Genomic DNA, 13,874 nt, shown 5'->3' on the forward strand with positions numbered 1-13,874 from the left:
CGACGGGTGTGTGCAGCTGAGCGTCCGATCGACCCGGCCGGTACCGGATGGCCCGCCCGTCTCCACGTGGTGACCGGCAAGGGCGGCACCGGTAAGACCAGCGTGGCGGCGGCGCTGGCCCTCGCGCTCGCCGCCGGCGGCCGGCGCACCCTGCTGGTCGAGGTCGAGGGGCGGCAGGGCATCGCCCAACTGTTCGGCATCGAGCCGCTGCCTTACGAGGAGCGGCACCTCGCCGACGCGCCGGACGGCGGTGAGGTGCGTGCGCTCGCTGTGGACGCCGAGGAGGCGCTGCTCGAGTACCTGGACATGTTCTACAAATTGGGCGCGGCAGGCCGGGCACTGCGCAAGCTCGGCGCCATCGACTTCGCCACCACCATCGCGCCCGGCCTGCGGGACGTCCTCCTCACCGGCAAGGTGAAGGAGGCCACCACCCGCACCACGGGGCAGCGGCGCGCGTACGACGCGGTGGTGCTGGACGCCCCGCCGACCGGGCGGATCGGCCGGTTCCTCAACGTGACGGCGGAGACCGCCCGGCTGGCCAAGGTGGGCCCGATCAAGACCCAGAGCGAGGGGGTCGCGGCGTTGCTGCGGTCCCCGATGACCGCTGTGCACGTGGTCACGCTGCTGGAGGAGATGCCGATCCAGGAGACTGTCGACGCGATCGCCGACCTGACCACTCTCGGCTTCGGTGTCGGGAAGGTGCTCGTCAACGGGGTCCGACCGCCGCTGCCCGCCGGAGCGGCGGTCACCGCCGCCGAGTTGAAACGCGGGCTGGTCGCCGCCGGGCTGCCGGCCGATCAGGACATCGTGGCCGGGTTGCACGATGAGGCGCGCGACCAGCTCATCCGGCGCGAACTGGAAGATTCGCTCCGCGCCGACCTGGTGGAGTTGGGGCTGCCGATGATCGAGCTGCCGTTGCTGCCCGACGGGGTTGATCGGGCAGGGCTCGCGACGCTGGCCCAGGCCCTCGTCCGCGCCGAATGACTCACACCTGAGCGCAGCACGGGCGCGCGGCCCCACCGGCCCGATACGCTCGATTGGTGCCTTCCGAAGACGCGGCGCCGCAGCTGGACGTCGACCAGATCCTCGCCGACCCCGGCGTGCGGATCGTCGTGTGCTGCGGTGCCGGCGGAGTGGGAAAGACGACCACGGCCGCGGCGCTGGCGCTGCGGGCCGCCGAGCACCACGGCCGGCGCACCGTGGTGCTCACCATCGACCCGGCCCGCCGGTTGGCCCAGTCGCTGGGCCTGACCGAGCTGGACAACACCCCTCGCCAGGTCAAGGGGATCGACGTCGAGAGCAGCGGCGGCGAGTTGCACGCCATGATGCTCGACATGAAGCGCACCTTCGACGACGTGGTGTTGCAACACACCGACCCGACGAAGGCCGCGGAGATCTTCGCGAACCCGTTCTATCAGGCGATGAGCTCGACCTTCGCCGGCACCCAGGAATACATGGCGATGGAGAAGCTGGGCCAGTTGCACGCCCGGGGCGAGTGGGACCTGATCGTGGTGGACACTCCGCCGTCCCGCTCGGCACTGGACTTCCTGGATGCGCCGGCTCGGCTCTCCCGCTTCCTCGACGGCCGGATGCTGCGACTGCTGCTGGCCCCGGCGCGCAGCGGCGGTCGGAGCATGTTCAGCCTGGTCACGGCCTCGTTCGGGATGTTCTCGAAGGTGGTGCAGAAGGTGCTCGGCGCGCAACTGCTCACCGACCTGTCCGGCTTCGTGGCGGCACTCGATTCGATGTTCGGTGGTTTCCGGCAGCGCGCCGAGCAGACGTACCGCATCCTGCAGGCACGGGAGACGGCCTTCCTGCTGGTCGCGACGCCGGAGCCGGACGCGGTCCGGGAGGCCGCCTACTTCGCGGGTCGGCTGCGGGACGAGCGGATGCCGCTGGCCGGCCTGGTGCTCAACCGGGTGCACCGCCCGGCGGTTCCGGAGCTGGATGCCGAGCGGAGCCGGGTCGCCGCCGAGCGGCTGACCGAGCTGGGTGGGCATGAGGCCACCGCCGACGTGCTGCGGGCGCACGCGGCGTTGGCTCGCCAGGCGGTACGCGAGCAGCAGGTCGCCGCGCGCTTCACCGAGGCGTTCCCTGCCGTGCCGGCGGTTTCGGTCACGGCGCAGCCCGCCGACGTGCACGACGTCGACGGGCTACGGACGATCGGCGCGGCGATCAGCCGGCCGTGACCGGCGTCAGTTGGCCGCGCTGACGAGAATCTTGTCCTTGCCGGCCTTGTCCTTGCTGTTCTTCTTCATCGCGGCCTCGAACATCTTGCGCCAGCTCGTCACCTGCGGGTGTCGACGCAGGAGCGCCCGTCGTTCGCGTTCGGTCATGCCGCCCCACACACCGAACTCGATCCGGTTGTCCAGCGCGTCGGCCAGGCACTCGTACCGAACTGGGCAGCTCCGGCAGATCCGCTTCGCCACGTTCTGTTCGGCGCCCTGTACGAACAACGCGTCCGGGTCCCCGTTCTGACACGCCGCCAGCGACGGCCAGTCAGTGATCATGCCCATGTGTACACGTCCCCCCTTGCAGTACCTACCGACCTCGTCGATACACGCCAGCCGGCAATTCCCCCCGATCGCCCGCTCGCCTTCCCCAAGGCGGCACGGACGACATGTGGCGCTGTCGCCGCCCCCATCATGCTCTGTAGTCGACTGATTACGCAACGTTGTCGACGAAATCCATCATTCCGGACACTCCCGGCTTCCCGGGCCTTCGACCGCCGGTTACCCCGCCGAGGTCGGCGATAACGCTGCGCCGCCTCACCGAATCGGAGGAGACTCACGCCGGGTCACACGCAACCAAGCACCGGGGGTCGTGCGTTTAGCACAACGAGGGCAGCGCGCGCAGGAAATGGGGCAACAACGCCCAGGCGCCCCTCGTTCCCTACTCGCGTACCATGCCGAGGTGACCTGGATGCGGAAACGTGACCACAATGTGCTGACCAATGCCGCATCGCTGCTCGTGTGCGGCCTGCTGGCCGGCGTGGTGGTCGCTGCGGCGGCCTTCCCCGCGGTGGCGATGTCCGGCCTGGCCGCGAAGGCCGGCGCCGAGACGTTCGGCGCCCTGCCCACGGAACTGACGGTGGCCCGCGCGCCACAGATCAGCTATCTGTTGGCGTCGGACGGCAAGACACCGCTCGCGACCATGTACGACGAGAACCGACGAGACGTGAAGCTCGCCGACATCTCGCCGTTCATGCAGAAGGCCATCATCGCGGCCGAGGACCACGACTTCTACAAGCACAACGGCGTCGACATCAACGGTGTCGCCCGCGCGTTCGTCAACAACCAGAGCGAGGGCTCCGGCCGCCAGGGCGCGTCGACGCTGACCATGCAGTACGTCCGGCTGGCCATCGCCTACTCGGCCACCCACCCGGCCGACGTCGTCGCGGCCACCGAGGACACCAGCGCCCGCAAGCTTCGCGAGATGCGGCTGGCCCTCCAGGTCGACAAGGAATTCTCCAAGGACGAGATCCTCACCCGCTACCTCAACCTCGCCTCGTTCGGCAACGGCGCGTACGGCATCTACGCCGCCAGCCAGGTCTACTTCGGTAAGCCGCCGAGCAAGCTCAAGATCGAGGAGGCGGCGCTGCTGGCAGGCATGGTCAAGGCGCCGACGACGAACGACCCGACCACCGAGGCGGGTTACCCGCTCGCCAAGGACCGTCGCGACTACGTCATCCAGAACATGGCCGACATCAAGGCCATCACCCAGCAGGAGGCCGACGCCGCCAAGGCGATCAAGCTGGTCGTCAAGGACAAGCGCACCCCGAACGGCTGCGTCGCCGCCAACGTCAACGAGTGGGGCTTCTTCTGCGACTACTTCTACCGCTGGTGGATGGATCAGGAGACGTTCGGCTCGACCAGGTACGACCGGGAGCGCCGGCTGAAGAGCGGCGGCTACAACGTCGTCACCTCTATCGACATCAAGGCGCAACGCGCCGCGGACAAGGCGGTCCGTAAGGCCAAGAGCGTGAACAGCAAGGAAGCGGCAATGGTCGCCGTGATCGAGCCGGGCACCGGCCGGGTCCGGGCGCTCGCGGTCAACAGGCAGTTCAAGCTCGACGACCCGAAGAACCCGAAGAACAAGATCTCCAGCGATCCCGCGAAGAGCAAGAAGAAGATTCGGGGCAACTACCCGGCGACGGTCAACCCGCTGCTCACCGGCGGTGACGGCATCACCGGCTACCAGGCCGGGTCGACGTTCAAGATGTTCACCATCGTCGCGGCGCTGGAAAAGGGCATCCCGCTCGGCCACACCATCAACGCGCCCAAGCAGTTCCGGTCGGAATACATCATCCAGCCCGGCCCAGCCGCCTGCCCGGGGACCAACCTCTACTGCCCCACCAACTCGACCGAGAGCATGGCCGGCGTACACAACATGTGGAGCGCGTTCGGCCGCTCGGTGAACACCTACTTCGTGCCGCTCCAACAGCAGGTCGGCGCCGAGAACGTGGTCAAGGCCGCCAAGCGGCTGGGCATCAACTTCCGGGCCCAGGAAGACCTGGATCTGGAGAAGGGCGCGCACCAGTGGGGCGCCTTCACCCTGGGCGTCTCGCAGACCACTCCGCTGGATCTGGCCAACGCCTACGCCACCCTCGCCGCGGACGGCAAGTACTGCGAACCGATCCCGGTGCAGGAGATCCGCGACCCGGAGGGCAACAAGCTGGACATCGCCAACCCGCGCTGCGAGAAGCGGTTCAGCACCGAGGTGGCCCGCGCCGCTGTGGACGCGGCCCGGTGCCCGGTCGGTGACAAGTCGTCGTCCTCCCGGTGCACGGGGGCGACCGCCGGAAACGTCCGTGGCGACGTCGGTTACCCGGTGGCCGGCAAGTCCGGCACCACCGACTCGGAGAAGACCGCCGCACTGGTCGCGATGACCAAGCAGTACTCCGTCGCCGGCATCATGGCCGACCCGGACTGGCCGCAGACCAACGTGAAGATGAAGCACAAGGAGCAGGACGGCATCAACCCGCCGGTCTGGGAGACGCTGCGGGACGCCATGAAGGGCAAGCCGAAGATCGACTTTGAGGCGCCGGGTCAGAAGATCTCCCTTGGTGACCAGCGCAGCATCCCCGACGTGAAGTGTGTCTCGGTGGACACCGCGAAGTCCCGGCTCAAGGGTGCCGGCTTCGAGCCGGTCGTCTCCAGCACGAAGGTGCCGTCCTCCTGCAAGGCGGGCGACGCGGCCGGCACCAGCCCGGACGGACGCACGATCAAGGGTGGCGTGGTCACCATCGAGGTCAGCAGCGGCGGCGGCACGCCGGGCAACACCAACGGGACTCCGGGCGGTCAGCCCGGGGGCCGACCCGGAGGTCGCCCCGGCGGCTGAGCCGACGAGTAGGACACAACGGGCGGGCACCCTCCTTGGGTGCCCGCCCGTTTCGTCTGTCCGGACCGGCGGGCGGCTACGACAACCGTCGTGCCACCCCGCTGACCTGCCGGGTCAGAGACCGAGCTGTCGGCGTACCTCAGCGGCCACCCGGCCACCCTCGGCCTGGCCCGCCACTGCGGCCTGGGCCGCCTTCATCGCCGGGCCCATCTGGGCCTTGCCGGTGAAGCCGCCCGCGGCGAGCGCCCCCGACACCAGCTCGGTCAGGTCGGCGTCCGAGAGCTGCCTGGGCAAGTAGCGGTCCAACACCTCACCCTCGGCGCTCTCCTTCGCTGCCTGCTCGGCGCGCCCGGCGTCGGCGAAGGCGGTGGCCGCCTCCCGACGCTTCTTGGCTTCCTTGGTCAGCACCGCGAGCACCTCGTCATCGGTGAGCTCGCGCTTGGCCTTGCCGGCGACCTCGGCGGTGCCGACGGCGGCCAGGGCCATCCGCAGGGTGGAGGTGGTCAGCTCGTCGCGCGCCTTGAGCGCGGAACGCATGTCGGCAGTGAGGCGGTCCTTCAGCGTGCTCATGGACGGTCAAACTACCCTGAACGCCATGCGAAAGCGCACACTATTCCGGCTCGCCGCCGGAACCGCCACGATCGGCGCGGCCACCCTCGCGTACGCGTCGCTCGTCGAGCGCAACATGTTCACCCTGCGGCGGTACGACGTGCCGGTGCTCCCGGCCGACGCGGAGCCGCTGCGCGTGCTGCACCTGTCGGACCTGCACATGATGCCCGACCAGGCGCGCAAGCAGCGCTGGGTGGCGTCGCTGGCCGCCCTCGACCCCGACCTGGTGGTGGTCACCGGCGACAACATGGCGCACCCGGGCGCGGTGCCCGGGGTGCTGCGGGCCCTGCAACCGCTGCTGGACTACCCCGGCGCGTTCGTGTTCGGGTCCAACGACTACACCGGGCCGGTGTTGAAGAACCCGTTCACCTACTTCCTGCCCGACCGGGAGTACACCGAGGGCGTCGAACTGCCCTACGAGGAGTTGCGTCAGGTCTTCATCGGCTCCGGCTGGGCGGACCTCAACAACGCCCGGACGATGCTGAAGGCTGGCGGTCGACAGCTCGACCTCGTCGGCGTCGACGACCCGCACATCGACCGGGACGACTACCCCTCCGTGGCCGGCGCGGTGTCGTCCTCGGCGGACCTGTCCATCGCGCTGACACACTCACCCGAGCCACGGGTGCTCGACCAGATGGCGGCGGACGGCTTCGGGCTGCTGCTGGCCGGGCACACCCACGGTGGTCAGGTCTGCGTACCGGGCTTCGGGGCGCTGGTGACCAACTGCGGCCTGCCCCGCTCAATGGCGCGCGGTCTGCACCGGTGGCCGGGCTCGGACTCCTGGCTGCACGTCTCCGCCGGCCTCGGCACCCACCCGACCGCCCCGATCCGCTTCGCCTGCCCCCCGGAAGCCAGCATCCTGACCCTCATCCCCCGCTGACCACTGCGCCGTCCGCTGGCCGGGGCGACGGGGGTACCGAGTTTGACCATCGGGGCGGGTGGGCTACTATTTGTCGGCACGCCTCGGGGTGTGGCGCAGCTTGGTAGCGCGCTTCGTTCGGGACGAAGAGGTCGTCGGTTCGAATCCGGCCACCCCGACCAGAGGTAAGAGGGCACATCCGATTCATGGATGTGCCCTCTAGTGCTTCCTGGGTGACCAATTGAGTGACTAGGACCATTCGACGGTTTGCACCGACAGCGAACGGCCCCCTGCGGTAACAGAGGGCCGTTCTGTCCGAGGTGCGCGCCTCACTCTCATGGCTCACATCTCGCTCCCGTCAACGAGACTGGACCTACTCTCGTGAGTAGCGCAAAGCAAGTTACTCGGAAGTAACCATGGATTGAGTAAAGTAGCGATCCACGTAGGTCGATAGATTATCGGCATTTATGCAGCTCAGGCCCCCTTCCTGCCGCTAGGCAATGAGTCCCATCGACGGGACCCGTGGAACCGCGCATGAGGCCGATATCCGGCGCTACGCCCTTGCCTACTCAATCGACGTGACAACCTCTCAAACACCGTGACGCCGCCCCACTGTCGATCGTTTCCCCGAGAAGAGCGCCCCACGTCGCGCGTCTCGCTGGCGGTAACCGGCAGACGCTCAAACGCGACGTGGGGCGACATGTCCGAGGTAGCACATGGGACGCCACGCCCGAAGTAAGTCGTCAGCCATCACACACTCTCAAGGAGACACACGTGTCCAACAGCACCGCCAGAAGTAACCGCGACCTCAATGCCAGCCAGGAGCGCTCGGCCGTGGTGCCTCAGCCACGGAGTTCACAGGATCCGATCGGTGGTGAACACCGACTAGCGCTCGACCAGCACCGCTACCTCTTGACCGAACGCCACTTGTTGATCCTCGTGATCGCCTTCGTGGTCGGACTCCTGGCCGGTGTGGCCGCCGGGGTTAGCGTCGCTGTGCAGGCACAGGCGTCACTGGGCACGGGACCATGCGTCTTGCTAGGCATCGCCAGTGGTCTAGTAACTATGACCATGGCCAGCTTGGCCGTAGCGAAAACCCTCCACAAGCTCCTGCGGTAGGACACGGGTGCAAGGTGTCCTGCCCTGTGGGGCAGGGCAGGACACCTTTCCTACGTTCTGTCGGATCCGGGGATGATCCGGTCCATGGCCAGCGGTCGACGCCCTGGGCGCGAAGCTCGCGCAGCTTCCGAGCGCCCAACGCCGGGATGATGTGGGTACGACACAGGATCTCGCACTTAGTCTTGGTGCGGTCTGATCGGCCGTTGAGTCCATAGGTCAGCCAGTCAGTGACGGCTTCGGTGACGGTGTAGTGGTGCTCGGTGATGGCTAGCCCGTCTTCGTAGTCGCGGATCTGCTCCCGCAGTTTGGCGCGGGCTTCGTGGAGGACGGCCAGGTGACCGTCCTGGCTGCTCCCACTGTGGGCGGCGACTGGATCGGTGAGGTGTCGATCGCCCCCGATCAGCCACGGTCCGACGGCGTGCTTGGCACCGGCACCTCCTTCACCACGACGGCCGACCCCACCGATCCCGCCGGCGTGCTGGCCGTGCCCATCGGCGTTGAAACCGGCGGTAGCGAGGGTCAGCAGCTCCTGCTCGTGGTGACGCCGGCAGCCGCCACCGCGGTGCGTGTCCTGCGCGACGGGCAGGAGGTGGCGCGGAGCGCCGTCAGCGGCTCCGGGGCGGCCATGCGGGTGCCCCGCCCCACCGCGGGCCTTGTCGTGGAGGCGCTGGACGCGTCCGGCGCGACGATTGCCAGCGGTCAGGTGTCCAAGCAGGGCTCCCAGCGGACAATCCAGACCGACACCTGGAACCAGGAGTGAGACGGCCACCTGCACGGTGACGCCTATCGGACACCGCACCGACGGCCTTCAGCTGCGGGTATAGGTGTTTCTACCGATCCCCCGAGGGGCTACCGCCCCTAACGTCAGTGGCACACCACACCGTCCGAGGGGGACCACCGATGACCATCGCACCCGATCTCACCGCCGTGAAGGCACGCCAGCAGGTGACGTGGGCCAGCGGTGACTACGGCGCGGTCGCCGCGCTCATCCACCCGATCTCCGAGCTTCTGGTGACCGCTGCCGACCTTTCCGCCGGCGCCCGCGTACTCGACGTGGCTACGGGGTCCGGCAACGCCGCCATCGCCGCCGCCCGCTGCGGCTGCGTCGTGACCGGCGTCGACTACGTACCCGAACTGTTGGAACGCGGCCAGGCCCGCGCCGCTGCGGAACGACTCCCGGTCACGTTCGTGACCGGCGACGCGGAGCGACTGGCGTACGCCGACGGGTCCTTCGACGCGGTCCTCTCCGTCGTCGGGGTGATGTTCGCGCCGGACCAGGAGCGGGCGGCGGCCGAGCTGGTCCGGGTCTGCCGGCCCGGCGGCACTGTGGCGCTGGCGTCGTGGACGCCGCAGGGCTTCATCGGCGACCTGTTCCGCACGGTGGGGCGGCATGTGCCACCACCGGCAGGGCTGCGCCCGCCGGTCGAGTGGGGCGACGAGGGCCGGGTCCGCGAACTGCTCGGCGCGGCCGTGGGTGAACTGCGGGCGGTACGCCGAGAGTTCGTCTTCCGCTTCGGCACCCCGGAGGAGTTCGCCGACTTCTTCCGGGTCAACTACGGGCCGACGTTGAAGGCGTTCGAGGCACTGCCCGAAGAGCGACGCCCGGGCCTGCACGCCGATCTGGTGGAGCTGGCCCGCACCCACAACCGCGCCACCGACGCCACCGTCCGCATCCCGGCGGAGTACCTGGAGGTCGTGGCGCAGCTGACCCCCGACCGGGCCTGACACCCGTCCGCGCCACCCCGTTCGAGGTGGCGCGGACCGGTCAGTCCTGCCGCTCCGTGCGCGCGACCTCAGTCCTGCCGTTCGGTGCGCTCGATCTCCGCGAACGCGGCGGCCAGGTAGTCGTCCAACGGCACGCTGGTCGCCGCCAACAGGTCTGCCACCAGCAGCGGAGCGTGTCGCGCCAGCGTCGACGCGTCCGGCGGTGACTCGTCGCTCTCGGGGTCGTACACGCCCAACGCGCCGGCCAGCAGGACGAGCACGACGTGCGGGTCGACATCCGTTCGCCACCGCGTCGACTCCTGCACGCAACGGGTCAACACCTGGCGGATGTCGTCGCCGGTCAACCCGTCCGGATGGCTCTCCTCCAGCAGCAATCGGACCACCGCGCCGAGCACCAGGCCGGAACGCTCGTCCGCGGCGAGACCGCCGACCGCCTCGTCGTACGCCTCACCGTCGCGTGCCTGGGCGGCGGCGACGGCCGTCGTTGCGGTCAACGCGATGGCGCGGGCGGTAGCGGGCAGATGTCGCCAGGTGCCGGTCATCGCGCCAGCATCGCAGACCCGGCGGACACCAACCGGCCACGATCACGGCGAGTGGATCAACGTGGGATTGGTCACCCGCCGGTCCCGGTGACCGCGAGGCGTGGTCAAAACGGTTCGCGCGGCGTCAGACCCACCGAACAGAATGCCGGCATGCTGCGTCGTGCCCTGCCCCGCCGTTCGGAAGCTCGCCGGATCCTCCTCGGCACACTGCTGTCGGCGGTCGGGCGGGGTCTGACCCTGCCGTTCCTCTTCATCTACCTGACCGACGTACGCGGGCTCACCGACACCCGTGCCGGGCTCGTCATCGGCTGGTACGGCGTGGTCACCCTGGCCCTGTCGCCGCTGGGCGGGACTCTGATCGACCGGATCGGCGCCCGCCGGGTGGTGGTGCCCTGTCTGCTGATCGAGGCGATCGGCACCGGGTCGTTGGCGCTGGTCCACTCCACCGGCTCGGCCCTGCTGGTGATGACGGTGATCGCCATCGGCAGTTCGGCGATCTGGTCCGGGCAGAACACCATCCTCGCGTCGCTGACCGACGACGATGAGCGGCAACGCGTCTTCGGGTTGAACTTCGCCCTGCTCAACCTCGGCATCGGCATCGGCGGCATGACCTCCGGCGCGATCGTCGACACCGCCCGGCCCGGCACCTTCCAGGCGATCTACCTGCTGGACGCGGTGACCTACCTGATGCCGGCGCTGATCCTGCTCACCCTGCCGGGGGTGGGCCACCGACTCGGCAAACGTCGAGGCGTCGACGAGCCGTCGGCCGGTGGCTACCTGACGGTGCTCCGCGACCGCCCGTTCCGACGGCTGGTGATCTTCGGGCTGATCCTCACCACCTGCGGCTACGCGCAGGTGGAGGTGGGCTTCGCCGCGTACGCGGTGCGGGTGGCCGAGGTGAATCCCCGGGTCGTGGCCTGGGCACTCGCGGCCAACACCGTGATGATCGTGCTCGCGCAACTGCTGGTGATCCGCCGGATCGAGGGGCGCAGCCGCACCCGGGCGTTGGCAGTGGTGGGAGCGGTATTCGCCGCCGCCTGGCTGGTCCTCGGCGCGGCCGGCCTGGTCAGTGCTGAGAACGCCCTGCTGGCCGCCCTGTGCGTGGTGCTCTGCTCGGCCATCTTCGGTTTCGGCGAGACGATGCTGTCACCGGTGATGCCCGCACTGACCAACGCGCTGGCCACCGACGAACTGCGCGGCCGGTACAACGCCATGAGTTCGATGATCTTCGGAATCAGCGGTGTGATCGGCCCGGTGACCGCCGGCCCGCTCATCGGCGCCGCCAACGGCATGGTCTGGGTGGCGACGGTGGTCGGCGGCTGCCTGGTCGCGTCGCTGGTCGCGCTCTCCCTGCGCCGATTGCTCACCACGGATCAGGACGGCCTCACGACGACCACCCCGGCATCCCCCACGCCCACGCCCGCCCCCGCCTGACCTCGAACACCCCCTCCGCACCCCGCACCCCGCACCCCGCACCCCGCACCCCGCACCCCGCACCCCGCACCCCGCACCAAGATCGCGCTCAATCCTGGATGTAGTGGCATCCCCGCGCACCAATGCCACTACATCCATGTTCGAGCGCGATCTTGCCCGGATAGGCGCGCGGGTGGCGCGAGCGCGGGCGGCACGGGCAGGCAGGCACGGGCGGCCAGGCGCGGGCGCGGGCAGCCACAGGCACGGGCAGGCGGGCGGGCGGGGTCTGCGACGGGTCGGGCCCCGGAGCTGGCGCTCCGGGGCCCGATGTCGCAGAGGTCGGCCGTCAGGCGGCGGGGACCTCGGCGGTGGTGCGGATCCGGTCCAGCGTCGGCGCGGAGACCGGCGACTGGGCGGTCAGGTACGCCACGAAGGCGTCCAGGTCGATCTGGCCGGTGACCAGGTTCGTGCCGCCGGTGAGGGCACTGAAGCCGTCGCCTCCGCCGGCCAGGAAGTTGTTCACAGTCACCCGGTAGGTGGCGGCGGTGTCGACGGTGGTGCCGCCGAGGGTGAGGCTGCCCCGGACCACGCGGGTGCCGGCGCACGGGTCGGCGACCGTGCCGGTGGTGCCGTTCGGGTCGACCACGTAGCCCACTGTGGCCGACGGGTACAGGGTCCGATTGGTGATGAACTGCTGCTCCAGGACGCAGTAGAGCTGCGCGCCGGTCAGGTCCAGCGTCACCAGGTTGTTGGCGAACGGCTGGACAGTGAACGCCTCTTCGTAGGTGACCGGGCCGGCGTCGAGGTCGGCCCGGACCCCGCCGGGGTTCATGAAGGCGGCGACGGCGTTCTGTTCGTCGTCGGTGGCGGCGAGCTGCGCGTCGGCGATCAGGTTACCCAGTGGCGATTCGCCCAGACTCGTACCGAAGAGGGTTTCCTGGCTCCGCGTGATCGCCTCGTTGGTCACGCCGACCTGGCGTCCGGCGACCGGGCCGAGCACTGTCTTGTACCGGTTGATCAGCGCGGTCTGCCTCGGGTCCTTGGCGACGTCGCGGGTGACGACGACGTTGTTCGCGGCGGCCGACATGACGTCCCCGCTCCGGCGATCGATCTTCAGGTCGATGTCGGTGACCACGCGACCGAACGAGCTGGCGGAGGTGACCAGCTTGCCGTTGATGTCGCAGTTGTACGCCTGGTGGGTGTGCCCGCTGACCACCACGTCGATCGACGGGTCCATCCGGTTGGTGATGTCCACGATGGGGCCGGTCATGCCGACGCAGTCGTTGATCCCGCCGGTCGCGGCCTGGGTGCCACCCTCGTGCAGCAGCACGACGATCGCCTGTACGCCCTTGCGGCGCAGCTCGCGCGCGTACCGGTTGGCGGTGTCCGCCTCGTCGGCGAAGGTGAGGCCGGCGACGCCCTGCTGGCTGACGATCTGCGGGGTGCCTTCGAGGGTCATGCCGATGAAGCCGACCTTGACGCCCTGCACCTTGTGGATCGCGTACGGCGCCATCAGCGGCTTGCCGGTGGCGGTCTTGAAGGCGTTCGCGGACAGGTACTGGAAGCCGGCCCCCCGGTACGGGGTGCCGTCGATGCAGCCGTCCACCGGGTGGCAGCCGCCGTTCTGGATTCGCAGCAGCTCGGCGGCGCCTTCGTCGAACTCGTGGTTGCCGACGCTGGCGTAGTCCAGGCCGGCCATGCTCAGCGCCTCGATTGTCGGCTCGTCGTGGAACGCGGCCGAGAGCAGCGGGGACGCACCGATCAGATCACCGGCGGCGACGGTGATGGTGTTCTTCTTCTTGGCTGCGGCGCGCAGCTCGGCAAGGTGGGTGGCCAGGAACTCGACGCCACCCGCGGTCTGCCCGGCGATGGTGCCGCTGGACCCGCTCGGCGGTTCGAGGTTGCCGTGGAAGTCGTTGAGGGCGAGCAGGGTGACGTCGACCGGCTTCGGCCCGGCGTCGGCCTGCTCAGGGTTGGTGGCGACCGCGCCGAAAGCGGCCACCGCGAGCGCGGTCAGGCCGACAGCGGCCCGACGCATCCCGGGTATGAACATGGATCTCCTCGTGAGAATCGGCGCGTACGGTGCCCGGCCTCTGGGTCGACCGGGGCCGCCGACGGACGCCGTCGAAAGGGTCGCGGATGACGGTGGTTGCGCATGGCCCCCGCCCCGACAGCCTCTCATCCGAACGCCCACCGGTCGACCCGGGCAGCGCGTCGGAGCAGCGCGTACGCCGAGGCCGCTATCGATCATCGTTTAACGCGGTCTG

Annotated in this window: 12 protein-coding genes, 1 tRNA gene and 1 pseudogene; 9 read left to right on the plus strand and 5 right to left on the minus strand. The window is 69.3% G+C overall.

The window, feature by feature from the left end; all coding sequences use genetic code 11:
* The first annotated feature begins 6 nt into the window (after positions 1–6).
* Complete coding sequence (locus OHB44_RS32660; protein WP_238686620.1) at positions 7–984, plus strand: ArsA-related P-loop ATPase; 978 nt, start codon at positions 7–9, stop codon at positions 982–984.
* Between the two features lie 53 nt (positions 985–1,037).
* Positions 1,038–2,189, plus strand: coding sequence for an ArsA family ATPase (locus OHB44_RS32665; protein WP_238686619.1), 1,152 nt, complete (start codon positions 1,038–1,040; stop codon positions 2,187–2,189).
* Positions 2,190–2,195: 6 nt separating this feature from the next.
* On the opposite strand, the gene OHB44_RS32670 is transcribed toward OHB44_RS32665, so the two are convergent.
* Entirely contained in the window at positions 2,196–2,516 is a 321-nt protein-coding gene (locus OHB44_RS32670) for a WhiB family transcriptional regulator (RefSeq protein ID WP_030328078.1), read from the minus strand.
* A gap of 406 nt (positions 2,517–2,922) precedes the next feature.
* Between OHB44_RS32670 and OHB44_RS32675 the strand changes: the two genes are divergently transcribed.
* Positions 2,923–5,340, plus strand: coding sequence for a penicillin-binding protein (locus OHB44_RS32675; RefSeq protein WP_238686618.1), 2,418 nt, complete (start codon positions 2,923–2,925; stop codon positions 5,338–5,340).
* Positions 5,341–5,454: 114 nt separating this feature from the next.
* Here OHB44_RS32675 and OHB44_RS32680 read toward each other — a convergent pair whose 3' ends face one another.
* Positions 5,455–5,910, minus strand: coding sequence for a GatB/YqeY domain-containing protein (locus tag OHB44_RS32680; protein ID WP_196929129.1), 456 nt, complete (start codon positions 5,908–5,910; stop codon positions 5,455–5,457).
* 25 nt (positions 5,911–5,935) lie between these two features.
* Between OHB44_RS32680 and OHB44_RS32685 the strand changes: the two genes are divergently transcribed.
* The 3 genes from OHB44_RS32685 (at position 5,936) to OHB44_RS32695 (ending at position 7,927) form a co-directional block, all read left to right on the plus strand.
* Positions 5,936–6,829, plus strand: a complete 894-nt coding sequence (locus OHB44_RS32685; protein ID WP_238686617.1) for a metallophosphoesterase — start codon at positions 5,936–5,938, stop codon at positions 6,827–6,829.
* An 84-nt stretch (positions 6,830–6,913) separates the two neighbouring features.
* A tRNA-Pro gene (locus OHB44_RS32690) sits at positions 6,914–6,990 on the plus strand.
* Between the two features lie 592 nt (positions 6,991–7,582).
* Positions 7,583–7,927 (plus strand): hypothetical protein, encoded by a 345-nt coding sequence (locus OHB44_RS32695; protein ID WP_238686638.1) that lies wholly within the window; start codon positions 7,583–7,585, stop codon positions 7,925–7,927.
* 88 nt (positions 7,928–8,015) lie between these two features.
* On the opposite strand, the pseudogene OHB44_RS32700 reads toward OHB44_RS32695, so the two are convergent.
* A pseudogene (locus tag OHB44_RS32700) lies at positions 8,016–8,261 on the minus strand (site-specific integrase); the annotation flags it as partial.
* On the opposite strand from OHB44_RS32700, the gene OHB44_RS32705 reads away from it, so the two are divergent.
* Together OHB44_RS32705 and OHB44_RS32710 are read left to right on the plus strand one after the other, a co-directional pair.
* Positions 8,262–8,687 carry a hypothetical protein gene (locus tag OHB44_RS32705; RefSeq protein ID WP_266305317.1) on the plus strand — a complete coding sequence of 142 codons (426 nt, stop codon included), beginning with the start codon at positions 8,262–8,264 and terminating at the stop codon, positions 8,685–8,687.
* A gap of 140 nt (positions 8,688–8,827) precedes the next feature.
* Positions 8,828–9,652, plus strand: a complete 825-nt coding sequence (locus OHB44_RS32710; RefSeq protein WP_238686616.1) for a class I SAM-dependent methyltransferase — start codon at positions 8,828–8,830, stop codon at positions 9,650–9,652.
* 68 nt (positions 9,653–9,720) lie between these two features.
* On the opposite strand, the gene OHB44_RS32715 is transcribed toward OHB44_RS32710, so the two are convergent.
* Positions 9,721–10,194, minus strand: coding sequence for a hypothetical protein (locus OHB44_RS32715; protein WP_238686615.1), 474 nt, complete (start codon positions 10,192–10,194; stop codon positions 9,721–9,723).
* A gap of 150 nt (positions 10,195–10,344) precedes the next feature.
* Between OHB44_RS32715 and OHB44_RS32720 the strand changes: the two genes are divergently transcribed.
* On the plus strand, positions 10,345–11,628 hold the full coding sequence (locus tag OHB44_RS32720) for an MFS transporter (RefSeq protein WP_330439233.1): 1,284 nt from the start codon (positions 10,345–10,347) through the stop codon (positions 11,626–11,628).
* 325 nt (positions 11,629–11,953) lie between these two features.
* Here OHB44_RS32720 and OHB44_RS32725 read toward each other — a convergent pair whose 3' ends face one another.
* Positions 11,954–13,660, minus strand: a complete 1,707-nt coding sequence (locus tag OHB44_RS32725; RefSeq protein WP_330439234.1) for a bifunctional metallophosphatase/5'-nucleotidase — start codon at positions 13,658–13,660, stop codon at positions 11,954–11,956.
* Positions 13,661–13,874 lie beyond the last annotated feature (214 nt).

The sequence above is a fragment of the Micromonospora sp. NBC_00821 genome (assembly GCF_036347035.1).
In the GTDB taxonomy this organism is placed as follows: domain Bacteria; phylum Actinomycetota; class Actinomycetes; order Mycobacteriales; family Micromonosporaceae; genus Micromonospora; species Micromonospora hortensis.